The organism is Bryocella sp., from assembly GCF_058498515.1.
Map to the genome: position 1 here is coordinate 233379 of NZ_JBMHYI010000024.1, position 22519 is coordinate 255897.

A 22519-nucleotide genomic window follows, 5' to 3' on the forward strand; every position below is an offset into this window, starting at 1 on the left:
ACCCTTCAGTGCGCCTGCGGAGGAGTCGCCGGCGCAGGAATCGGCTTCACCGCCAGAACGCACGGCGTCTCGCCCTTGCTGTTGGCTGGCCCCGGAACCTGTCCTGCCGGACACTTCTGTTTCGCCAACGTCGGGCGCAGGTCCACAGGAACTGGAGGAGGCTGCACCGGCCCCTTCAACGCCTCGCTCAGCTTGGCGCCCGGCCAGGCGTACGGCGGCTTGCGCAGCGTCCCATAACCCACCACCGGAAACTTCGAGGGCAGCTTGTAGTCGCGATCCACCAGCACGAACGCGCTCTCCTGCTTCTTCCCGAGCAGGCGCTTTTCGCTGGCGAGTTCCAGCGTGTGCCCGTCAACGTTCACCTTCAGCGAAGTCTCGCTGAAAGCGTCCTTCTGCTCCCGCGCCCCGGCAAACGGCGTGTTCGAGACGACCACCACTCCCTCGCCCGGAACGTAGAAGTAGAGGTACTTGAGGTCGGCGATATCGTAGTTCAGCGCTGCCTTGCCGATCACACCGTCCACCGTGAAGGTGCCACGCGCGATGGAGACCGGAGTCTTCTTCGGCTCCTTCTCCTTCTTCGCTTTGATCTTGTGGCCCTTCTCGTCGTAGCCAAGCTCGGTTGACGTCTGGAAGACCGGCTTGCCCTTGTCGTCGAAGACCGGGTGGCCCTTCTTGTCACGCTGCTGGGCAACGGGAGGGTTGAACATCGGTTTGCCGTCGGGATCGAGCCGCTGCTTGCCGTCGTCGTCGAGCATCGGGCTGGGAGGCAGCAGCACGACCTCGGTCGGGCCGGTGTAGGGCTCCTTGCCTTTGTGCTTCTTCTCTTCGGGCTTGGGCTTCTGACCCTCCGGAGCAGTAGCCTCCGGGCTGGAAGTAGATGGCGCAGAGGCCCCCGGTGCCGCAACCTGTGGAGTCGCCGAGGCTCCCGGCGCCGTTGCCGGTCCCTGAGCAAAGGCCACCACGTTCCCCGCGGCCAGTATCGCCGCCATTCCCACTCGCCAACGGACGTTCAACGTGCGCATCATGTCTCCCCGCCTGCCTGCGGGCACGGACTGATCGGCGGCGAGTTCCCGCCCAATCAGTCCCCGCAAGTCGGCTGACGGCGCAAGGATACCTTGCTCGCGTGTTGAAACCGTGTACAGAATCGCTTCGCGACGCTCTCTCCTGCAGCTTCTGAATGCACATTGGGCTCGACTAGACTTGGACAGAGCGCAATCGCCGGTTCCGGCGACATCCGCTCGACCGAAAGTCATGGGCTCCCTCTTCCGCATCCCGATCCCGACCGGCGTCACCAAGGCCACCGCCAAGCAGCAGATGCTGCGCCAGCTGGTGTGCTCCAACGCGCCCGAGGAGGCCCTGCGCTATCACGGCTACCGCATCATCGCCGGGGTGGACGAGGTAGGCCGCGGTGCGCTCTTCGGCCCCGTCGTGGCCGCAGCGGTCATTCTGCCGGAGAAGATCGGTGTGCTCAGCCGCATGGGCCTGACCGACTCCAAGCAACTGGATCGTGAGCAGCGCGAGAAGCTCGACCGCAAGATCCGCTCCATGGCCCTCGCCATCGGCGTAGCAGCGGTAGACGCTGAGACCATCGATCGCGTGAACATCTACCAGGCCTCGCGCATGGCCATGCTCGACGCCGTGAACCAGCTCAACCCGGAGCCCGACCACCTCATCCTGGACGCGATGCTGATCGACCACCCCTGCGCGCAGACCAAGCTCTACTACGGCGACGCGCTCTGCCTGTCGATTGCCGCGGCCTCGGTCGTCGCGAAGGTCTTCCGCGACGCCATGGTCCGCGAGATGCACGTGCAGTATCCGCAGTACGGTCTGGCCAACCACAAAGGCTACGCCACCCCCGAGCACCGCAAGGCCCTCGCCGAGCACGGCCCCACTCCGCTGCACCGCAGGACCTTCGCGCCCGTCGCCGCCTGCGACCCGGACGCCGCGCTGGAGCTGGTGCTAGAGTCCGGGGACTTGTTCCTCGATGAGGAACTCGCCGAGTAGCCAGCCAGGAACACGATCAGCGCAGCTGGAAATCCGGCGAGCCCATCACCAGCGCCGTGAGCAGATTTAGTGTGTCGGCAGGGCTTGCGTTGGCGGGCTCAGCCACAAGCTGCTGCTCGATGAGCTGGTTAGTCTGCGGGCTGACCGGAGAACCGATCATCGTCGCCTCGAGCACATGCATGGCAACCTTCACTCCCAGGGATAACGGAAGAGCCGGCCCGGGGGCGGCTGGCTTCGACGCGACATTGTCCGTCGCAGTGCCGTCGGCCTTTGCTGCGACCCCCATCAGCTTCGGAGCAGCAGCGAGCGGTGCGGCGTCCGACGCAGGCGCAACTCGACCTACCGGCTTGGCAGCTCCCACGTGCCCGAACTCCTCCGCACTTGACGGTGTCAGCAGACCCATTGCCAGGACATTCGGAGCGTCGAACTTCTGGTTCGAGTACTTGCCGTTGGTCAGCTGGTAGGCAAAGTTCAGCCGGTCGACCAGCGCGGTCGTGTTCATCCACTGGTCGGCGGTCAGGTAGTAACCCGTGGGCGGCAGCGCGTTGTACAGCGGCATGCCCATGGTGCGAACCGTGTTTACCAACGCTCCGGGGTTCTGCGGGTCCGTGGCCGACGTGCGGAACGCCGACGCCAGGAACTCCTCCGGCGTCTTCACCTTGTTGTGGAAGTACTGCCGCGAATTGAACTCCGGCGATGTAATGATGGCCCGCAGCATCGTCTTGATGTCGCCGCCGCTCTGCAGATAGGTCGCTGTCAGCCGGTCCACCAGCGCTGGCGGAGGATTGTCCGCGACAAAGTACTGCGCCAGCTTGGTGCTGATGAAGCGCGCGGTCTGCGGGCTCATCGCAAGGATGTTCAGCGCCGTGATTCCCTGCTTCATGCTGTCGGCAGTCGCGGCCTCCTCAAGCGGCATTCCCTGCCCGAACGTCGAGGCGTACTTCTCGTTAGGCCCGAGTTTATGCGCCTTGCCGTGATCGTCGATCACATAGCCGAGCCACACCTTGAGGCCAGGCTCATGGCGTTTGGGATCGAACAGAAAGCTGCTGCCCTTCTGCACATTGTCCACACCCCAGCCGGTCAGGATCGCCGCCAGTGCGGTCACATCCGCCTGCGAGTAGCCGCCGTTGACGCCCACGGTATGCAGCTCCATCACCTCGCGGCCGTAGTTCTCGTTCAGCCCTTTGTTGCCCTTCCTCGACTTCGGGTTCGCCGGGTTCACGCCATTCGCCAGCGAGTCCGGACCGATCGAAAGCCAGTTGTCGAGGTAGACCATCATCGCCGGAGAGGTTGCCGTCGCGGCCAGCAGCTTGGGGAACGTGTCCAGCGCATGCCGCCGGATCACATCGCGCTCATAGCTCGTCGTGTACCACTGGTCGGAATCCTTGGGCGCGTAAATGTTGAAATGGTTGAACCAGAAGTCCGACATCACCTGCTGCATCTGGCGCTCGGTGAGGATGTCACGCAGGAAGCGGGCCTCGCCCAGCTCACGGCCAATGTTGTACGACGAGCTCACCTGCCCGCTCATGGCATAGAACGCTGCGCGCTCCTTCGGATTGAAATCATTGATCAGCAGGTTGCGCTGGTCGCCCGGCAGGTTGCCATTGGCCGTGAGCACAATGCGGTTCTCGACCGGCATCTTGATTACAGCGTCCATCCGCTGGGCCTTGGGCATCGCAATCAGCTCTCCGAAGATGCGCGACGCCTCGGCCTGGTCAGCTTTCTTCTGCGCAGCCTTCTCTTCGTCGCTGGGCTCGGGCTTCACCTGGCCGCTGGCGTCGGGTTTCTTCTGGTCGCGCTCCTTGTTGAGCTTGGCGATCTCGACCTCAAACACAGCCGCGCGCAGAGGATCTGTGGGCATCGGAGCCTTGCCGTCGGCCACCGCAGTCACCTGCGGGCGGTCGGGGTAGACCTCCAGCGCCTGCGCTGGCTGCATGTTGATCGTGAGATATGCGCCCAGTCGGCGATTGAGCGCGTCGTCCTTGATGGCATCGGGATTCAGCTGCTGCTCAACCCACGCCTCCTCGCCCTGCGCGAGCACGCGATCAACCTCGCCCGGTCGCGGCCCGAACGTGAAACGGTCGAGGAGCTGGACGACACGCTCGCGAGGGTTCAACGGGGTCAGCACGGCAGGTTTCGTGGGGACAGGCTTTTTCGCCGCCCGTGGCACACCCTTGCCCACAAAAGCCTTGGCAGCGCGCTGCTGAGCGGCATCAGGCGCAGGAGTTTCGTCCTGCGCATGCGCTGTCGAAGCGCCCAGGAGAACACCCAGAGCAACCGCCCCAAACTTCGATGCAATGCGCATGGCTGAACACCTCGTCACCCAAGTTAGACCAACTCTGGGAGATGAAGTTGCCCGGATGCGTCTAAACTCCAGCGACCGTAACGCCCGCGGCCCGCGGCGTCCTGGCCCGCTTCACGATCCAGAAGCCGATCCGGGCCAGCAACAGCACCGCAAGCACCACGGTGTCCGGAAACGGCCGCGTGACGCCCGACTTCACCAGCCACCAGTAATGCACCACCGCTGCAATGGCTGCGAGATACACCAGCCGATGCAACCGCTGCCAGTTCTTGCCGCCCATCCAGCGCAACACGCGCTGCGGGCTGGTCACAGTCAGCGCCAGCAGGATGACCCATGCCGCAAAGCCCACCTGGATGAACTTACGCTTGAGGATGTCCTGCTGAATGGCCGGCCAAGCTACGCCGAACTGGTGGAAGGGTGCACTCAACTGCCCATGACGAAGCCCGTCAATCGCCGTTGCCGTGTCATACCCGGAAAACAGGAAGATGTACGTCGCCAGGTGCAGCGAAGCGTAGAAGAACGCGTACAGCCCAATCATGCGCCGCAGGCGAATGATCCACGCCAGCGACGAATGGATCCGCCGCACAGGCGTCACCGTGAGGCTGATCAGCAGGATCCACAACGCCCAATCACCTGTGAAGTGCGTGATGTAGTTGACGGGATCGGCCTGGTTGGCTAACGCTCCGCTCTGGTAGTCGCGCAGCAGCATCGCCAGCGGCGTGAGCAACAGAGCGTGGACTACCACCTTGATCCAGGGAACAGCTTTCGTTGGCATGAGTTCTCTCTGGCTCGATTAGTAGTACTTCTGCAGATCCATGCCGCTGTACAGGCTCGCGACCTCGCTGTAGCCGTTGAACATCTCGGTAGCGCGTACCTTGGGCAGGATCGAGTTCGAATTCAGCAACCGCTCGCGGGCCTGCGACCAGCGTGGATGGCTGCGGTTCGGATTCACATTGGAGTAGAAGCCGTACTCGTCCGAGTTCATGTCATTCCACGTCGTGTGCGGCATCTTGTCGACGAAACGAATGCTCACAATCGACTTCGCCCCCTTGAAGCCATACTTCCACGGCACGATCACCCGGATCGGCGCTCCCTGCTGGTTCGCCAGCGTCTCCCCATAGCTGCCGAAGGTGAGCAGCGTCAGCGGATGCATCGCCTCGTCCATGCGCAGGGCCTCGGAGTACGGAAACTGAATACCGAACGGCAGCACCATCGTCTTGCTGTCCTTCAGCGTAAGGAACTGGACGAACTTCGCGCTGGGCAGTGGGTTCACCAGCTTGATCAGCTCGGCGAGCGGATAACCGTCCCATGGAATCACCATCGACCACGCCTCGACGCAGCGGAAACGATACACGCGCTGTTCCAGCGGGCGGTAGGTCAGCAGCTTGTCGATATCCAGCGTCATCGGCTGCTTCACCAGGCCCTCGACTTTGATCGTCCACGGGCGCACCGGCATCTTGTACGCATTCTTCGCCGGGTCGGACTTGTCTTCGCCGAACTCGTAGAAGTTGTTATAGCTCTGCGCCTTGGGCTCAGGCGTCGTCGCATCGTTCACCGTGTACTTGCTCGCCACGGTGTTGAGCTTGGTCAACGTTTGCGTCGGCGCGGCAATCGCAGCGTCAGGCAGGAGCGCGCCTGCGGCAGCAGCAACCCCCATCGCCGCGGCTCCGCTCAGGAAACGGCGGCGCTCCGCGCTAAAGCCCTCGTAGGCTTCCTTCGAGGTGATCTCGGACGAGGGAATCTGCTTACCAAACTTCAGGAGCACGGGGTCTCCCTCCAGTACATAAGAGTCGTGGGGCTTCTTTAGGTTACAAAGCAATCCCCATTCAATCTACGCTGCGGCCCGCCCAACGGATGCATCGACTCACCGCGCCGCAGAAACAATGACCCTTGAGCGACAATTCGATGACATTTGCTCGGTGCACCGCCCCACCCGCCCCAGGAATGACGACGGCGCATCTCCACTTGGGGCGCAGTGGACGAGCCGGGCGGAAGTCCAGCCGCCTGTGCGAAGCTAATCCCATGCAACGACTCGCGCCCCTGGCCCTGATGGCCACCCTTGCCGCGTCCGCCGTGACGCCGGCCCTCAAAGCCTATGCGCAGGCACCCACGACCTTTGCCGACCCGGCCAACCTCGCCGGCGAGCGCCCTGCCGCCCTCAACGGTCGCGAGCTCCCTATCGACCTTGGCTCGCAGGGCCTGCAGCAGATGCTGCGCCGCCTGAACACGCGCGCCTCCCTGCTGCTCATCGTCGCGCATCCCGACGACGAAGATGGTGGCATGCTCACCTACGTCTCCCGCGGGCTCGGCGGCCGCGTCGGCATGCTCACGCTCACGCGCGGTGAGGGCGGACAGAACGCCATGACCGGCGACTTCGAGGACGCGCTTGGCCTTCTCCGCACGCAGGAACTGCTCTCCGCCGACCGTTACCTCGGCGTGACGCAGATGTTCGGCACTGAGGTTGACTTCGGCTTCTCCAAGACCAAGGAAGAGGCCTTCGCCAAGTGGGGCCACGAGCGCGTGCTCTACGACGCCGTGCGCGCTGTCCGCATCTTCCGTCCGCTGGTCATCGCCGCTGTCTTCGTCGGCGGCGTCACCGACGGCCACGGCCAACACCAGGTCTCGGGCGAGATCGCGCAGGAGGCCTTCAAGGCCGCCGGTGATCCCAAGGTCTTTCCCGAGATGGAGCGCGAAGGCATCCTCCCCTGGCAGCCGCTCAAGGTCTATGCCCGTGTGCCACGCGCTGCTATCACGGACAAAGGCCTCTTCGACTACGCCACGGGCCAGTACATCCCCGCGCGCTTCACCAACTACGTCACCGGCGAGGTCACCGACCAGCCGCCGACCACCGACGTCATCGTGCATGAAGGCGCCACCGATCCCCTGCTCGGCAACTACCCAGCGAAGGAACCCTTCGTCAGCTACGTGCAGTTCGCCCGCCAGGGACTCGGGCTGCAGAGGTCGCAGGTTGGCCCAGGTGTCCGCGTTCCACCGCCGGGGGTCCTCGATATCGGCTATCACCGCTACGGCACGGCGCTTCCGCCAGCCCGCCAGAAGCTCGTCGAGGACACGTTCTTCGACGGCGTCGACACCTCGGTCCGCGGCATCGGCTCGGTAGCCCCCAGTGCTCCGCCCTTCCTCGCCGAAGCCCTGCGCCAGATTCAGGCGCTCATCGAGAACGCAACATACCACTTCAATCCCGAAACACCTGCCGCCATCGCCCCCACGCTCGCCGAGGCCGGCAGCCGCGTGGATGCGCTGATCAGCCGCGTCGAAGGTACCGAGCAGATCGCGGCATCGCCACGCGCCGAGCTGCTGCACGAGCTGCGCGTGAAGCGCACGCAGCTGAACGATGCGCTGGCGCTCTCGCTGGGCATCACGCTCGATGCGACGACTGCGGAGGCCGATCTCGACACCGGCGTCGCGGTGAAGGTCACCGTCCGCGCCACCACGCGCTCGGAGGAATCGCTGAAGGCAGTCAAGTCCCACGTCACCACAGCGCAAGGCGGCGAGTCCGTTACCGAGGAGGACAAACGCACAGGACGTCCCTTCGGGCTGGATCACCCCGATCAGCACACACTCACGCTTCCTGCAGCCGAGACCATGACGATCACGCGGCCTTATTTCTACCGCGACGACATCGAGCAACCGGTGTACAAGCTTCGCGATGCAAGCCTGCGCGACGCCGCAGCCACTCCGCCCGCACTGGTCGCGCACGAGGTCATCGGGTACCGCGGCGAGGAGATCGAGCTGGCTCGCGTGGTGCACGCCGGCAACCAGCCCGTGCAGATCGTTCCCCACGCCAGCGTCTCCCTGTCCAGCAACGGCATGCCCGTTCATGCGCAGGTGCTCCCCGAAGGCGACCGTATGCTGCGGCTATCCATGATGATTCGCCCGTCGTCCGCCGGGATGAAACCAAAGCTGGAAGCTCCCATAGGCTGGAAATCTACCCTGGCCACCAGCGACACGGCGTCCCCCGGGGAGGTGCTTTTTCAGGTCACTGCCCCGACGTCACTGGGACATCCCGCAACCCTGACGGGTGAGACCACTGACGCCAGCGGGGCCCACTTCACCGAAGGCTACCGCCCCATAGGCTATGGCGACCTGCCGCGCACGAACTTCTTCGTGCCCGCGACCGACCGCATCGTCCCCGTCGACCTGAAGCTGCCGCCAGCAGACAAGCGCCAGATCGGCTATCTCCCCGGCACGGGCGACGATGTCCCCGCCGCGCTCGCCTCCATCGGCATGAAGCCCACCATGCTCACCGTCGCCGACCTCACGCCTTCGAAGCTCGCAAAGTTCGACACCGTCGTCCTCGGCGTGCGCACCTACAACGCCCATCCCGACCTCCACGGCGCTCCCACGCAGGCTCTGCTGGAGTACGCCCGCAACGGCGGCAACGTCGTCGTGCAGTACCAGACCGCCGAGTTCACCCAGGCCGACGCGCCCTACCCGTTGACCCTCGGCAGCGCCGCGGAGAAGGTCGTCGATGAGACCGATCCCGTGCAGTTGCTCGATCCCTCGTCCCCCCTGCTAAGCGTTCCCAACAAGATCACGCCCGCCGACTTCAACGGCTGGATCGAGGAGCGCGGGCACGGCTTCCTGGGCTCGTGGGACGCACACTACACCGCCCTCAGCGAGGTCCACGACCCCGGCTCCGAAACCGAACACGTTCAGCCAGAGCTGCCCCAGAAGGGCGGACTCGTCACCACCGAACTCGGTAAGGGCCGCTGGACGTACCTCGCCTTCGCCGTCTACCGCCAGTTGCCTGAGGCCGTTCCCGGAGCCTTCCGGCTGTTCGTGAACCTGCTCAATCCCTAACAGCCGCAGCTTTCGTTGGCGCTCGAGCATCCACTACAGCATGAGTGAAGCGAAGCCCTCAGCCATCACCATCGTTCCCCACGAAGCCCTGAGCACTGCCACCGCGCAGACCTCCGGCTCGCAGCGCTGGGCCGCCTTCGACGCCGCAGACGGCGTTAGCGGCCTGTGGGCCGGCATGTTCGAGGTCGAGCCAGGCGCGAGCACCGGAATCCATCATCACGGCGATCAGGAGACCGTCGTCTACGTGCTCGAAGGCGAGGCCCTGGTCCGCTGGGGCGAACGCGGCGAGCACCAGGCCACCGTGCGTTCCGGAGACTTCCTGCATGTCCCCGCGTGGCTCATCCACCAGGAGCTCAACCCCTCCGCGACTCTTCCCTTCCGCTGGGTCGTCGTGCGCAGCACCGCAACTCCGATCGTGGTCAACCTGCCCGATTCACAATGGGCGTAGGCGGCCGTTGACTCCAGCACCAAACAGCAACGGCCTCCCACTCGGGAGGCCGTTGCTGTTTGCGTTCTCGCGAACGCGAGGTGAAGAGTATTGCTTAGTGCTTGCGGGCCGGAGCGCGGCGTACCGGGGCAGCCTTCTTCGGCAGCACCAGAGCGCCATCGCTCATGTTGATCATCAGCGGCTTCTGGGTGTAGCTGGCATAGGTGCCATCGATTGTCACCTTGTCGCCAACCTTCGGCAGATCCTTGTCCGGGATCGGAGCCTTCATCGCCACGGTGAAGTCCGCAGTCTTCGCCTGCACACTGTCGTCCGAGACCGCGAGCTGGAGCTGATCCGCCGTTGCCGCGATCACCACAGCACCCGGGATCTCCACGCTCTTGCCCTTGATCGTATCGAACACCTTGTCCGCGTCAGACTGCTTACCGTACTGGAGAATGAACTCCTTGTCCGACAGAGCCAGCGTGGCCAGATCCGGGGTCGAGGCGATGGTCTGCGACACGATGTCCTCGGGCTTGGGAGCCGGAGTGATCTTCGTGCCGAGGTCCGCTGGAGGATCGAGCTGCGTCTGCACCATGGCCTGCAGAGAAGCGTAGCCGTCCGCCGTGCCGTGGTACTTCTTGTAGCAATACGTGGCCAGTGGCGTAATCTGCGCAGCGAACTGCTGCGCGAAGGCCGCAGCGCGGGTCGCGTACCAGGCGCAGTTCAGGTAGTCGGGCGGGGTGGAGGTGTAGTACGCCTGCGCCAGCACGAAGACGTCCTGCAGCACCGGGCCCGGCGTGTGGGTTGCCGGCTCGTTGGCTGCCAGCTCCGTCTTCAGAGCCGTAATGGCGCTGGCATTGTCCTTCTTCGCCAGGTCATCATCGGCGACGGCAGACTCGAAGGTCGGCATCGCCGCATCCTTCAACTTCTTGAAGTCGTCTGCAGTGGTACCAGTTGGAGCGGTAGCGTTCAGACCGGTCTGCGCATAGCCAGCCACCTTGTCCAGGGCGGCCTGCTTGGCAGCAGGATCCGTCAATGCATCGGCGTCAGCTCGGCGGAAGTAGACCTCGAAGGTCAGGGCGCGCAGATTGTTAGGGTCTACCTGAAGCAGACGATCCGCCGCATCAAGGGTCTTCGCCTTGTCCGGGATCTGGCTGTAAAGGTAAAGCAGCTGGTTGAGCACATCCGCCTTCACGCCAGACTTCGGGTATGCCGTCAGGTAGGCTTCAAAAGCCTGGGCCTTGGCCGCCGGTGTCGTCTGCGTGTTCGCGTTGTTGTATGCCGCATATTCATCCTGCGACATCTGGATCGATCCGGCTCCACCTGCCGGTTGCTGAGCCGCCATCATCGGCGGCAGGTACGCTGCACCGGCGATTGCCAGCAGTGAAGCAAGTACGACCTTCTTCATAGAGAGTGCTCCTTCGAGGAGGGTATCAGCTTTGCAAGATAACGAGAGATGCGCACACCGAATCGTGTGAGCGGATGCGCCCCACCCACCGGCGCGAGTTCAGCGAGGGGATGCGCGAATTATAGAAACCGGTTCGGAATTTTCGCAACCTCCATGGCGACATCATTTCCCAAAGCCTCCCTGCGGTCACGTCCCCTGGCTCGCCTGAGAGGGTCATCATGCATCACTTCAGCGCTCCGCTTTCGATGTTCGGGCCCAGCTTCCCATTCCATGAGATGCACCATGTGTAGGGCAACGTTGACAACGCCTGCCGAAGCGGTACGTCTTATCCACAACATATCGCCCCAAACCATTGTCTCTGGGCATTCCCGACCATAGGATGCGATCTAGCGACGGAACGCGTGGACCGTCCGAATGTTCCGATGTCTCTAGGGGATTTGCACTCTTGCTCAAGCTGAAAAAAGTCCAGATTCTCGGTTTCAAGTCCTTCTGCGATCGCACCGAAGTGCAGCTCGCCGGGCAAGGCATCGCCGCCGTGGTGGGTCCGAACGGCTGCGGCAAATCGAACATCTCGGATGCGATCACCTGGGTGCTCGGCGAGCAGTCGGCCAAGAGCCTCCGCGGCATCAAGATGGAAGACGTCATCTTCGCCGGAACGCGCGACCGCAAGCCCACAGGCATGGCCGAGGTCTCCCTCACCTTGGTTGATCCAGACGTCTACGACGGTCAGACGTTAGCCGAAGGCGAGCTCGACTTCGTCGGCGACGAGACTGAGAAACTCGAAAAGACCGAGACCCTGGGCGACTGGGACGAGTCCCAGCTGCGCGCGGAGATCGCCGCCGAAACCGAGGCCGCCGTCCTCGATGCCCAGCCCGGTCAGGTCTACGAGACCGAAGCCCCGAAGAAGAAGCACATCGAAGGCGACTCCCCTGTCCCGGCTACCGAAGTTGCCGCGGAGCCCAACGCCCAGGCCAGCGTCGAAGCCGCCAGTGGCAACGTCGTCCTCAAGATTCGCCGCCGCAAGTTCGGCCGCACGCCCGTCCGCGCCGGCGAAATCACCATCACCCGCCGCCTCTTCCGCTCCGGCGAGAGCGAGTACCTGCTCAACGGCAAGATCTGCCGCCTGCGCGACATCCAGGACATTTTCATGGGCACCGGCCTGGGCGGCGAAAGCTACGCCATGATCGGCCAGGAGCGCATCGGCCAGCTGCTCAGCTCCAAGCCCCTCGACCGCCGCGCCATCATCGAAGAGGCCGCCGGCATCACCCGCTTCAAGACCAAGAAGCGCCTCGCCGAACTGCGGCTGGAGAGCGCGAAACAGAACCTCGCTCGCGTCAACGACATCTTCGAGGAAGTCACCCGGCAGATGGGTTCGCTGAAGCGCCAGGCCGCCAAAGCTGAGCGCTATGGCGCCATCCGCGACGAGCTCCGCGGCAAGCTGCGCGTCGTCCTCGCCAGCCGCCTCACCCAGATGGACGCCGAGCAGACCGCTGCCTCCACCGAGATCGCACGCCTCGCTGAGTTGATCGACGCGCAGGCCGCTGAGCTCGAAACCATGGACGCCGAGCACACCGCCGGTGTGACCCGCGGCTATGAGCTCGACGAGAATATCCGCGGCGCCGGCTCTCGCGCCAGCCAGTCTTCCATCGAGCTCGAGCGCATCACGGCGCGCACGACCTCCAACAACGATCGCATCGCCGAGCTCGAAAATCGCATCGAGGGCGGCAACGACGACCTCGCCCAGGCTCGAGCGCAACTGGAACAGCTGGCCGGGGAGCTCGAAGAGCATCGCAGCTTCCTCGCCAATGCCACCGAAGAGGCAGGCTCGCATCGCGAGAGTGTGCAGGCCCAGCAGGCCGCCGCGCAGGATGCCACGCGCAAGGTGCTCGCTGCTGAAGCCCTCGTTGAGCAGCAGCGGCAGAACTCCGTCCGCGCCATGCAGCGCGCCTCGCAGGCCTCCAACGAGATCGCGCAGGCCGAAGCTGCCCTCGCCAACCTTGAGCAGGAGAACGCGCGCCTCGAGTCCGAGTCCAGCGCCGCGCGCCAGGAGCTTGAGCAGCTTGGCCACCAGCGCGGCCAGGTGAAGATGACCTTCGAGAGCGTCACCGAACGGCTGAAGTCTCTGGAGAGCGAGATGGCCGACAACCGCCGTCAGCTCGAAGAGAAGCGCGCCGCCGAGCAGCAGTCGCGCCGCCGCGGCAATGAGCTGCGCGCCGAGGTCGCCACGCTGCTGGGCAAGCGCGGCTCGCTCGAAGCCCTCATCCGCGAGCACAGCTACTCCACCGACACCGTGCGCAACATCTTCCGGGCTCAGGCCAAGGGCTCTACACTCTCGCCCGTCGGCACGCTCGCCGACTTCCTCGAAGTCGATGGCCGTTACGAGCAGGTCGTCGATGAGTTCCTCCGCGACGAGCTCAACTTCATCGTCGTCAAGAGCTGGGACGCCGCCAACGAAGGCATGCGCATGCTGCAGTCCGACGTGACCGGCCGCGCCACCTTCCTCGTCCATCCTAACGACGCGCAGGCCGACTTCCCCATGTCCGAGGGCATGTCGTCCGCCACGACGAATCACGAGGGCGTCGTCGCGCTCAAGGATTGCATCCGCGTGCGCGACGGCTTCGGCAAGTCGCTCGAAGTCATCCTGCCCCGCCTGCGCGAAGGCTTCATCGCTCCTGATGACGCCACCGCCCGCTCGCTCGCGCTCTCCAACCCGCAGAGCTTCTTCCTCTCGCCCTCCGGCGAGACCTTCCACAACGTCACGGTGACCGGCGGCCGCATCAACAAGCAGGGTCCGCTCGCCCTCAAGCGCGAACTCGCCGAGATCGAGAAGAAGCTGCAGGCCGTAGAGGCCGAGCTCTCGCAGAACGAGCTTGCAACCGCAGCTCTCGCACGCGAGATCGCCGAGCTGCAGTCGACGCTCGAAGCCAAGAACGCCGAGCGCCGCGACGCCGAGCGCGAGAGCGCCAACACTGGCGCTGCGCTGCGCCAGATGGAGTCCGAAGCAGCGCGCATCGAGCGCCGCCTGCAGGAGTGGCAGCTCGCCGCAGGGCGCAACAAAGACCAGCGCCAGCAGCGGCTCGACCTCATCGCCCGCAAGCGCGAAGAGGCCTCCGCGCACGAAGCCGAGCGCTCGTCGATCGAGGCCCAGCTCGCCGAGCTCGCCGCCAACATCGCCAGCCTGCGCGCCGCCCGCGAAGAGCAGCAGGCCTCTGCCTCTGCCGCAACCGCCGCCCTCGCCGGCCTCGAAGAACGCCGCCGCAACGCCAACGCCAATTTCGAGCAGACCAACCGCCTCTTCCAGTCGCAGCAGCAGCGCATCGCGCAGATGCAGTCGCAGCTGGCCTCCGCCGCAGCCGAGAAGCTGCAGCGCGAAGAAGAGCTCGCCTCGCTCGGCGGTCGCCACACCGAGCTCGCCGAGATGCGCGCGCAAGCCATCGCCGAAGGCGAGACGCTCTCCGCCGAAGCCTCCACGCTGCGTGCTCAGATCGCCGAACTCGATGCCAAGCTCCGCGCCCTGCGCCACGACACCGAAACCCTCCGCGAGCAGCGCGCTGCCCTCTCCGCGAAGTCCGCCAAGCTCGCCTCCGACATCGAGCATCTCGAAGCCACCTGCGTGAACGACCTCTCCGTCGAGGCAATCTCTCTGCGGGAAGACGCCACCATCGAGCGCATCGAAGGCGACGCGTTGCACATCGAAGACGAAGCCGCACGTGCCCTCAAGCAGCGCCTCGAGGCCATGGGCCCGGTGAACATGATGGCCCTCGAGGAGTACCACGAGGTCTCAGAGCGCCACACCTTCCTCGAGACCCAACGCAAGGACCTCATGGAGGCCATCGAGAACACGCAGGCCTCCATCAAAGAGATCGACGACGTCTCGAAGGACAAGTTCGATCACGCCTTCCACCTCATCAACGCGAACTTCTCGACGACGTTCACCAAGCTCTTCGGCGGCGGTCAGGCCATGATGCGCCTCACCGACGAAGCCAACTCGGCCGAGAGCGGCATCGACATCATCGCGTCGCCGCCAGGCAAGAAGCTGCAAAACGTGCTCCTGCTCTCGGGCGGAGAGAAGACGCTCACCGCACTCTCGCTGCTGGTCGGCATCTTCCAGTTCCAGCCCGCACCATTCTGTGTACTGGACGAAGTCGACGCTCCGCTCGACGAGACCAACGTGGGCCGCTTCGCCCGTCTCATCGCAGAGATGAGCGAGAATACCCAGTTCGTCGTCATCACCCACTCCAAGCGCACCATGGAGCAGGCCGACGTCATGTTCGGCGTCACCATGCAGGAGCCCGGCGTGTCGCGCATCGTATCCGTCTCCCTCGGCGGACGCGACCGCGGCAATCAGTCGCGCAGCGCCCAGGCTGCAGCGTAGAGCCTCAACATCCCAAGAAAGGCCGTCGCGTTGGACTTCAACGCGACGGCCTTTCTGTTTTCGTGATCTACGGATTGGCCTGCTGCAGCATGCTGCCGAGGCGTCCAATAGCTGCGGGATCGGCATCGCCGATCACCACGAAGCGCAACGCGGAGGAGTGCCACGTCTCCACGTTGAACGCATTCCGCGGATGAACCCCGGCCTGCACCGGAAACCCCGTATCCATTTGCGGAGATTCCTCAAAGATCAGCACAGAGATCTTGTGCTGCCCCACGCCGACAAACAGCTGCGCCCCCGGCTGCTGGTGCAGGTACGCCACGCGGCCGCCTAGCAGGGTGAACTCACTGCCGCCGAACTCGGGCAGGTTGAACGAGAACGGGATCCTGCCCTGGAACCAGGGCTTCACCGTGTGGCGATCCGTCGACACGACATCGAGAGGGTTAGCACTGGCGAGCGCATTCAGATGCAGATCCGCGACTTCGCGCAGGCCATCGGCACGCTGCATACGCAAATTCCACGCCACCGCGAGCAACAACATGGCCGCAAAGCAAGCAGCCGTCGCCCACCACACACGAAACAGCTTGCCAGGTGCAGTGGCCGCCGTTTGGCTTGCGAGTTGGCGAACAACTTTTGCGCGAAACTCCATGTTGGGAGCGTACGAGTGTCTCGCCGCGCGCAGGCTGCGCTTGAGCGCTATCTGCTCTGCCACCGCTGCGGCACAAGCGGGACATCCTGCAATGTGACGCTGCACTTCAGCAGCCTCTTCCTCCTGCAGCTCGCCATCAAGATAGGCTCCCAGCCTCATCGCATCGAGATCGCAGTCCGTCATCGCGCCTCCTCTTCTCTCAGCGTCTTGCGCATCATGGCGCGGGCCCGCGACAGCCTCGACATCACCGTCCCGATGGGCACGCCGAGCACCTCAGCGATCTCTCGATAGCTCATCTCATCCATCTCGCAAAGCAACAAGACCTCGCGATAGACCACAGGCAGCACGGCAAGCGCGGCCTCCACGGTCGCGCGGCCTTCCTGCCGCAACAATTCAAGCTCCGGAGTCAGATCCGGTGAGGCAGGCTCCTGTCCCTCCAGCTCATCTTCCAGAAACGAAGTCCGCTGCGCCGCGAGCCCGCTGCGCGAGGTGAGGAAGGTGTTGCGCAGGATTCGGTACATCCACGCGCGAAGGTCCGTGCCATCGTTGAAGGAATGGAATCCCTTCAACGCCTTCGCGTAGGTCTCCTGCACCAGATCCTCGGCATCCGCGCGGTCGCCGGTAAGCCAGTGAGCGAAGTTATACAACTGCCCGAACAGCGGCATCGCCAGCTGTTCGAAGAACCTCGGTTCCATCGCGCTCCCTGTGAGCCCCTTCGCCCGACTTTACCTCTGCGCCGCGGACTTGAGGAAACCAATGATCGCCGCGCGTTCCTCAGCACTCACCACCCGAAACTCCATGTTATTGCCCGGCGCCACCGAGTTCGTGCTCTTGAGCCAGCGATCGAGCGCAGCATCGTCCCACGTCCACTGTGCTGACCTAAGAGCGTCGGAGTAGGCGAACGTGGGGACGCTGCCCGCCTTGCGCCCATACACCGTACGCAGCCGGGGGCCTTCCTTGTCCTGATCGAGCGAATGACAGCCGGTACAGCGGCGCTCAAAGAGCTGCTTGCCCGCACCAGGCTTCTCCGGAGACGCGGGCGCCGCAGCCATCATGCAGGTCGAGGCCAGAGAGAGCCTCAGCGCGGACAGAAGCAACAACCAGCGGTAAGGCTTCATTCCCGGCCCCCGCTGACAGGTTCCGCCAGCGTCGCATCCACGATCGCCAGGGAGTGATGCTGCGGCACAAACTGCACCTCCGTGATCCCGAGTACGCTTTGCAGGCGCTCCGCAGGAACCTTCATCGGCCCGGGCGAGGGAGCTGTTCCCGGTGCGGGCTGCGGGAACGCTGTCGACATCGCCGTATGGAATGCAACGTTGCCTTCCACCTTCTGCATAACCTGATGAATGTGTCCGTTTAGCACGGTGACTGAGCCAAAGCGCTTGAGCATGGCCAACGCTTGTTCACTATCCGTTGTGCCCCAGCCCCACTCCGGGTACACACTCCACAGCGGGATGTGCGCGAAGACGACGATGGGTGTGCTGCTCTTCAGGCCTGCAACGTCCTGCTTCAGCCAGGCGATCTGCTCCGCTCCAAGGCGGCCCATGCCTTCCAGCTGCACCACGTTCACCAGCGCGATGAAGTGCACGCCCTTGTGGTCGAAGCTGTACCATCCGCTTCCCTTGCTCCCCTTGCCGAAGCGCTCCAGGTAGAGCTTCCCATCGTCGACGGAGGTATCGTGCTCGCCGGGCACGTAGAAGACCTGGCGCTTGCTACCCAGGATCTGCGCCAGGGCATCGAACTCCTCGGGACTGGACGTATGCGTCAGGTCGCCGGTATGGAGCACGAACTCCGGCGCGGTGGGCAAGGCATCGATGCGCGCAAGAGCCAACTGCAGCGTTGCTGCGACGTCCGTGTTCGCCGGCTTGCTGAAGCCGAGGTGGCTGTCGCTGATCTGCACGAATCGAAAGTCGGACGGCTTCGCGCTCTTCGGCTCCTGCCCGAAGAGATGCGAGACCGGCACGCCGCCGGCGAAGCTCCATACCAGCCCTGTGCCGGCCCAGGCCATGCATTTCAAGAAGCCGCGACGGTCCACGCCGTCTGGACTGACGGTATCCTCTCGCGGAGAAAGATCGTTCGGGGAATGCTCGTGCATTGCAGCGTTGCTCCTTGCCGTCAGAAAACCTGGAATTGTCGTAGACACCCATGAGGTGTGCCTACGAAAACTGAGCAGCGCGCTTTCTATTCCCTGAGTACGAAAGAAATCTTTCGTTGCTTGGCGACGTATTCGCCTTGCTCGCCCTACATTTCTCTTGTCAGCGACCCGGCAAGACGCGATCATGCAGGCACGCTGATGCGAGTCTGGTCTGCTTTCGCGATCCTGTGCCTACTCTTCGCGCTGGGCTGCAGGGCGCCTCTGCCGGTCGCCGGCGATCATCCTCGCGTCCCTGCCGATGCCCGCATGACCGACCTAAACCTGCACTCCGCCATCCTTGGCCACGACGTCCCGGTGCGCATCATCGCGCCCGCACAAATCGACCCCGGCAAGCCTCTGCCGGTCGTCTACATCCTGCACGGGGCAGGCGAAGACTACCGCAACTGGACCAACGAGACGCCCATCGCAGAGTTCGCCGCGCACAATGTGCTGCTCGTCATGCCCGACGGCCTGCACACGTACTACGTCAACGACGCCCGCGGCCACCGCTACGAAGACTTCTTCTTCCAGGAATTGATCCCCGCAGTGCACGAGCACTTCCCTTCTGCCGCGAAGGACCGCGCCCACACCGCCATCGTAGGCAACTCGCGCGGAGGCTTCGCCGCCACCCTCTACGGCCTCAAGCATCCGGAGCTCTTCAGCTACGTCGTCGGCCTCAGCTCGGCGATGGACCTCTCCGACCGGCACTTCCGCTGGCGCGCGCCGCGCGAGTCCCTGGGCTACCGCCGCATCTTCGGCCCGCGCGGAAGCGCCGTGCGCAGAGAAAACGACCCCTACCGCCTCGCTCGCAACCTCCCGCCGGCCGACGCCCCATACTTCGATCTTAGTTGCGCGGAACACGACGTATTGCTGCCCTCGAACAAGGCCTTTGCCTCGCTTCTGGCCCAGCGCGGATTCGCACATCGCTTCGTCATTGTGCCCGGAGACCACGACTGGGGCGTCTGGAACGGCATGCTTCCCGGAATGGAAGAGCGACTGCTGGCGCGCTTGGCTCTTGCCTCTTCAGCTTCTCCCCGTGCTTCTGGTCACTGAAACTTCCAAAAATCGCAGTACTCTCAGAAACAGACCACGCGCTCTATGGGAACCGTTACCGAGTTCAACCCGTTGGACTGGATGCTCGCACTGCTGTTCGTTCACTCGACAGTACGTGCGATGTGGCGCGGCTTCTTTCGCGAAGCCTGCGCCCTGGTGGGACTGTGCGTGGGCTTCCTGCTCGCCTGCTGGAACTTCCAGTGGGTCTCCCTCTACCTCCTCAGCCTGGTCAATTCCCCGCAATTGGCGCAGATGTTCGGGTTTCTGCTGATTATTTTCCTGGTGATGCTCGTCGCCGCGCTGATCGGCAAGGCCTTGCGGCGCTCGGCGGATGCGGTGGGGCTGGGCTTTGCGGATCGTGTGGTTGGCGGCGTCTTTGGGCTCCTCCGCGGACTGGCGCTCGGGGTTGCCCTGCTGCTCGCTCTGGCCGTCTTTCTGCCCGCATCGGCCTGGCTGAAAACTTCTGTGCTCGCACCGTATTTTCTTCACGCCGATCATGCGCTATCCTTCGTCATGCCCGATGACCTCGAGCACCGGCTGGTGAGCGCGCTGGATTCGCTCAAGCACAAAGAGCCGGGCTGGATCAAATCGGACTCCACGTCGCAAACTGAGTCTGAAGCCAACGAAAGCAAGGTAACCTCGCCCTAGTGAAACGCGATCTCGATATCCTCGTCTCTCAGATGCATGCATCGGGCATGGCCTACGCCGACGCCGTCCGCGAGTTCAAGAAGCGTTTTCTGCATGAAGTGCTCGCGCACCATCGCGGCAACCAGTGCAAGGCAGCCGAGGAACTCGGCATGCACCGCAACACGCTGAGCCGCACCATGACGGAACTTGGCATGGACTCCGCGCAGATCCGCCGCGGCATGCGCAAGCCCGTGCGCTCGGTCCGCCCCGCAGCCCGCAACCTCACCATCGTCTCCAACGGACGTTAGAGCTTCGCGCGCGTCCAACCCTGCAGCACCCATGCCCCGCACACGCCCATTCCGCGACGCTCCACGACTGCGGTGGGCCTGTTCGGCGTTGCTGCTGAGCGCCGCCCTGCACGCGCAGTCCCCCGCCGATGCTCCCGCGAGCGTGCCTGCCAACACCGGCGCCGCCACACCAGGCCCCAGTGTCCCGCTCAAGATCTCCCCCAAGCAGGCCCGCGACGCCGAGGATGCTTACCTCGCCGGAGCCAGGCACATCTCGCACAATGAGCTGGAAGCCGCGGAGCGCGACTTCGGCCGCGCCCTGAAGCTGAACCCCAACAACGCCGACTACGCGCAGGCCGTCGCCGTCACGCGGCAGCAGCGCGTGACCTCTCTGGTGGAGCAGGCCGCCCGCTCCCGGGTCGCCGGAAACAACGTGCAGTCGCAACAGCTTCTCACCCAGGCGCAGCAGCTCGACCCCGGCAACCCTGTTGTCGCCCAGCACTTTGGCCCAGCCTCCGCCACCGCGCGTCCGGCCCCCCCCAACGTCAATCGCGACGTCGACCTCTTCACCGTCCCCGGCGATCGCATCGCCGGCCTGCTCGCCGGGCCGACTCGCCTCGCGCCCACCGACGGAGTGCACAGTTTTCACCAGCGCGGCACCACCCAGGAGCTCCTCCGGCAGGTCTATGCCGCCTACGGCATTCGCGCCAGCTTCGACTCCTCCTTCACCTCGAACGCCTCTATCCGCCTCGATCTCGACGATGTGAACTTCGCCGACGCCACCCGCGTTCTTCGCGAGCTCACCCACTCCTTCGCTGTGCCCATCGACGCGAAGAGCGCTCTCATCGCGCGCGACACGACGGAGGATCGCGAGCGCCTCGAGCCGCAGATCGAGGAGACCATCTTCCTGCCTGGCATGACCGGCGAGCAGATGACCGAGCTGGCCAACGTCGCGCGCAATGTCTTCGAGATCAAGAAGGTCACCGCCAGTCCCGCCAGCGGCGGCCTGCTCGTGACCGGCGATGAACCCACCATCCGCCTCTTGAACGCGACCTACGATGACATGCTCGACGGCGGCTCCGATGTGCTGCTCGACATCCGCCTCTTCGAAATCTCCAAGAACCGCACCAACAACATCGGACTGAGCACTCCTGCCAGCGCCGGAGCCTTCTCGATCGCGGCTGAGGCCACCTCGCTGGTCAGCCAGAACTCCTCCCTGATCCAGCAGGCCGTCGCTTCCGGAGTTCTGACGCTGAATGGAACAGCCACGCAGAACCTCATTAAGGAGGTCGCGTTCCTCCTCGCCGCTGGAGTCGTCAGCTCCTCGCAATACACCAACCTGCTGGGCACCATTGGTGGCGGCCTTACCTATGGCGGCGTCTACCTCTCGTCCGGAGTGACGTTCAACCTGCTGGTGAACTCCTCCGACACCCGCCTTCTCGACGCCGTCACCCTGCGCGCCGGCAACCGCCAGCTCTCCAGCTTCCGCGCCGGTTCGCGCTACCCGGTCATAACTGGAAGCTACAGCTCGGGCGCCTCCAGCGGACTGGCTTCGCAACTCGCGGGCCTCAACGTCAATGGCACCAGCGTCAGCTCCCTGCTCTCGCAGTACCTCGGAGGTTCTTCAACGACCATCCCACAGTTCCAGTACGAGGACCTTGGCCTGACGCTGAAGACGACGCCCACCATCGACCACTCCGGAGGCGTCTCGCTGACCCTCGACATGACGCTGGAGGCCCTCGGCGGCACCAGCCTGAACTCCATCCCCATCCTCAACAACCGCGTCCTCAAGTCCGTGGTGAACGTCCCTGCCGGCGAGACCGCGATGCTGGCCACGATGATCGACCGCAGCGAGCTGCGCAGCATCGAGGGCCTTCCCGGGCTCAGCGAGCTGCCCGGCTTCCAGGGCACAGACAAAGACGCCGAGTTCAGCGACGACCAGCTGCTGATCACCATCACGCCCCACATCGTTCGCGCCGGAGCACTACACTTCGCCAGCCGCAGACTGAGCGTGCCGCATCCTCTCACCGGCGGCGCACCGGCCGAACCATAGGAAAACTCGCCGCGCAATCGCGCGGTGAAGCCCTGCGATCTTGCGTGGCATCCCGCAATTGGTTTTGTCAGGGAGGGGCTTCAGCCCCTCCATAAGAGGGCAAGGAAAGAATAGGGCTTTAGCCCCGGGGGGATTGGGGCCGAGACACCGGCGCGTGTTGCAGAGGCTCATGGCCGAGCTCCGACCACCCTGCCTCACTGGCCTTGTGTCTTCCACAGCGCTGACCCGCCGCCCTTTGCATTGCCCCGACCTTCCTGTTTATAATCAGTTTCAGCAGAGCGGGAGTAGCTCAGTGGTAGAGTGCTTCCTTGCCAAGGAAGATGTCGCCGGTTCGACCCCGGTCTCCCGCTCCAAACATTTCCCCCTACAAGCCCAACTGATA

At 64.2% G+C, this 22519-nt stretch carries 17 protein-coding genes and 1 tRNA gene; 9 read left to right on the top strand and 9 right to left on the bottom strand.

Going from position 1 to position 22519, the window contains the following annotated elements; all coding sequences use genetic code 11:
• Positions 1-5 precede the first annotated feature (5 nt).
• On the bottom strand, positions 6-1025 hold the full coding sequence (locus tag AC5E6W_RS07945; RefSeq protein WP_491751738.1) for a hypothetical protein: 1020 nt from the start codon (positions 1023-1025) through the stop codon (positions 6-8).
• Positions 1026-1251: 226 nt separating this feature from the next.
• On the opposite strand from AC5E6W_RS07945, the gene rnhB reads away from it, so the two are divergent.
• On the top strand, positions 1252-2004 hold the full coding sequence (rnhB, locus tag AC5E6W_RS07950; protein WP_491751739.1) for a ribonuclease HII: 753 nt from the start codon (positions 1252-1254) through the stop codon (positions 2002-2004).
• 16 nt (positions 2005-2020) lie between these two features.
• Here rnhB and AC5E6W_RS07955 read toward each other — a convergent pair whose 3' ends face one another.
• The 3 genes from AC5E6W_RS07955 to msrP all read right to left on the bottom strand — a co-directional run bounded on the left by AC5E6W_RS07955 (position 2021) and on the right by msrP (position 6071).
• A complete protein-coding gene (locus AC5E6W_RS07955) occupies positions 2021-4309 on the bottom strand; it encodes a DUF1800 domain-containing protein (protein WP_491751740.1) in 2289 nt (762 codons plus the stop codon).
• A gap of 61 nt (positions 4310-4370) precedes the next feature.
• Positions 4371-5081 carry a protein-methionine-sulfoxide reductase heme-binding subunit MsrQ gene (locus AC5E6W_RS07960; RefSeq protein WP_491751741.1) on the bottom strand — a complete coding sequence of 237 codons (711 nt, stop codon included), beginning with the start codon at positions 5079-5081 and terminating at the stop codon, positions 4371-4373.
• Between the two features lie 18 nt (positions 5082-5099).
• Positions 5100-6071, bottom strand: coding sequence for a protein-methionine-sulfoxide reductase catalytic subunit MsrP (msrP, locus tag AC5E6W_RS07965; protein WP_491751742.1), 972 nt, complete (start codon positions 6069-6071; stop codon positions 5100-5102).
• A 257-nt stretch (positions 6072-6328) separates the two neighbouring features.
• Here msrP and AC5E6W_RS07970 point away from each other — a divergent pair, with 257 nt between their 5' ends.
• Together AC5E6W_RS07970 and AC5E6W_RS07975 are read left to right on the top strand one after the other, a co-directional pair.
• Positions 6329-9127: a PIG-L family deacetylase gene (locus AC5E6W_RS07970; protein ID WP_491751743.1), complete on the top strand. Its 2799-nt coding sequence runs from the start codon at positions 6329-6331 to the stop codon at positions 9125-9127.
• A gap of 40 nt (positions 9128-9167) precedes the next feature.
• Positions 9168-9575 carry a cupin domain-containing protein gene (locus AC5E6W_RS07975; RefSeq protein WP_491751744.1) on the top strand — a complete coding sequence of 136 codons (408 nt, stop codon included), beginning with the start codon at positions 9168-9170 and terminating at the stop codon, positions 9573-9575.
• Between the two features lie 94 nt (positions 9576-9669).
• Here the strand turns inward: AC5E6W_RS07975 and AC5E6W_RS07980 are convergent, their stop codons facing one another.
• The gene (locus tag AC5E6W_RS07980; RefSeq protein WP_491751745.1) at positions 9670-10962 is read right to left on the bottom strand and encodes a hypothetical protein; all 1293 of its coding nucleotides are present in this window, start codon (positions 10960-10962) and stop codon (positions 9670-9672) included.
• 445 nt (positions 10963-11407) lie between these two features.
• Between AC5E6W_RS07980 and smc the strand changes: the two genes are divergently transcribed.
• On the top strand, positions 11408-15337 hold the full coding sequence (gene smc / locus AC5E6W_RS07985) for a chromosome segregation protein SMC (protein WP_491751746.1): 3930 nt from the start codon (positions 11408-11410) through the stop codon (positions 15335-15337).
• Positions 15338-15404: 67 nt separating this feature from the next.
• Here the strand turns inward: smc and AC5E6W_RS07990 are convergent, their stop codons facing one another.
• The 4 genes from AC5E6W_RS07990 to AC5E6W_RS08005 are packed head-to-tail and all read right to left on the bottom strand — an operon-like array spanning position 15405 to position 18078.
• Complete coding sequence (locus AC5E6W_RS07990) at positions 15405-16166, bottom strand: anti-sigma factor family protein (RefSeq protein ID WP_491751747.1); 762 nt, start codon at positions 16164-16166, stop codon at positions 15405-15407.
• Positions 16163-16678 (bottom strand): sigma-70 family RNA polymerase sigma factor, encoded by a 516-nt coding sequence (locus AC5E6W_RS07995; protein WP_491751748.1) that lies wholly within the window; start codon positions 16676-16678, stop codon positions 16163-16165. Before AC5E6W_RS07995 ends, AC5E6W_RS07990 begins: the two co-directional genes overlap by 4 nt.
• A gap of 30 nt (positions 16679-16708) precedes the next feature.
• A complete protein-coding gene (locus AC5E6W_RS08000; protein WP_491751749.1) occupies positions 16709-17101 on the bottom strand; it encodes a c-type cytochrome in 393 nt (130 codons plus the stop codon).
• Positions 17098-18078 (bottom strand): metallophosphoesterase family protein, encoded by a 981-nt coding sequence (locus tag AC5E6W_RS08005; RefSeq protein WP_491751750.1) that lies wholly within the window; start codon positions 18076-18078, stop codon positions 17098-17100. Before AC5E6W_RS08005 ends, AC5E6W_RS08000 begins: the two co-directional genes overlap by 4 nt.
• Before the next feature lie 198 nt (positions 18079-18276).
• On the opposite strand from AC5E6W_RS08005, the gene AC5E6W_RS08010 reads away from it, so the two are divergent.
• From AC5E6W_RS08010 to AC5E6W_RS08030, 5 genes are all read left to right on the top strand, one after another.
• The gene (locus AC5E6W_RS08010) at positions 18277-19170 is read left to right on the top strand and encodes an alpha/beta hydrolase (RefSeq protein ID WP_491751751.1); all 894 of its coding nucleotides are present in this window, start codon (positions 18277-18279) and stop codon (positions 19168-19170) included.
• An 81-nt stretch (positions 19171-19251) separates the two neighbouring features.
• Positions 19252-19818, top strand: coding sequence for a CvpA family protein (locus AC5E6W_RS08015; RefSeq protein WP_491751765.1), 567 nt, complete (start codon positions 19252-19254; stop codon positions 19816-19818).
• Positions 19818-20105: a helix-turn-helix domain-containing protein gene (locus tag AC5E6W_RS08020; protein WP_491751752.1), complete on the top strand. Its 288-nt coding sequence runs from the start codon at positions 19818-19820 to the stop codon at positions 20103-20105. The genes AC5E6W_RS08015 and AC5E6W_RS08020 overlap by 1 nt, the downstream gene beginning before the upstream one ends.
• Positions 20106-20136: 31 nt before the next feature.
• On the top strand, positions 20137-22137 hold the full coding sequence (locus AC5E6W_RS08025; RefSeq protein ID WP_491751753.1) for a type II secretion system protein GspD: 2001 nt from the start codon (positions 20137-20139) through the stop codon (positions 22135-22137).
• Positions 22138-22415: 278 nt separating this feature from the next.
• Positions 22416-22490 (top strand) — tRNA-Gly (locus tag AC5E6W_RS08030).
• The last annotated feature ends 29 nt before the right edge of the window (positions 22491-22519 follow it).

Bases quoted from the DNA above. Each gene is read 5' to 3' on its own strand.
- AC5E6W_RS08025 (WP_491751753.1), top strand. From the start codon at position 20,137: ATGCCCCGCACACGCCCATTCCGCGACGCTCCACGACTGCGGTGGGCC.
- AC5E6W_RS07955 (WP_491751740.1), bottom strand. From the start codon at position 4,309: ATGCGCATTGCATCGAAGTTTGGGGCGGTTGCTCTGGGTGTTCTCCTG.
- AC5E6W_RS08000 (WP_491751749.1), bottom strand. From the start codon at position 17,101: ATGAAGCCTTACCGCTGGTTGTTGCTTCTGTCCGCGCTGAGGCTCTCT.
- AC5E6W_RS08010 (WP_491751751.1), top strand. From the start codon at position 18,277: ATGCGAGTCTGGTCTGCTTTCGCGATCCTGTGCCTACTCTTCGCGCTG.
- AC5E6W_RS08015 (WP_491751765.1), top strand. From the start codon at position 19,252: ATGCTCGCACTGCTGTTCGTTCACTCGACAGTACGTGCGATGTGGCGC.
- AC5E6W_RS07970 (WP_491751743.1), top strand. From the start codon at position 6,329: ATGCAACGACTCGCGCCCCTGGCCCTGATGGCCACCCTTGCCGCGTCC.
- AC5E6W_RS07995 (WP_491751748.1), bottom strand. From the start codon at position 16,678: ATGGAACCGAGGTTCTTCGAACAGCTGGCGATGCCGCTGTTCGGGCAG.
- AC5E6W_RS08005 (WP_491751750.1), bottom strand. From the start codon at position 18,078: ATGCACGAGCATTCCCCGAACGATCTTTCTCCGCGAGAGGATACCGTC.
- AC5E6W_RS07960 (WP_491751741.1), bottom strand. From the start codon at position 5,081: ATGCCAACGAAAGCTGTTCCCTGGATCAAGGTGGTAGTCCACGCTCTG.
- AC5E6W_RS07990 (WP_491751747.1), bottom strand. From the start codon at position 16,166: ATGACGGACTGCGATCTCGATGCGATGAGGCTGGGAGCCTATCTTGAT.
- AC5E6W_RS07980 (WP_491751745.1), bottom strand. From the start codon at position 10,962: ATGAAGAAGGTCGTACTTGCTTCACTGCTGGCAATCGCCGGTGCAGCG.
- rnhB (WP_491751739.1), top strand. From the start codon at position 1,252: ATGGGCTCCCTCTTCCGCATCCCGATCCCGACCGGCGTCACCAAGGCC.
- AC5E6W_RS07975 (WP_491751744.1), top strand. From the start codon at position 9,168: ATGAGTGAAGCGAAGCCCTCAGCCATCACCATCGTTCCCCACGAAGCC.
- AC5E6W_RS07945 (WP_491751738.1), bottom strand. From the start codon at position 1,025: ATGATGCGCACGTTGAACGTCCGTTGGCGAGTGGGAATGGCGGCGATA.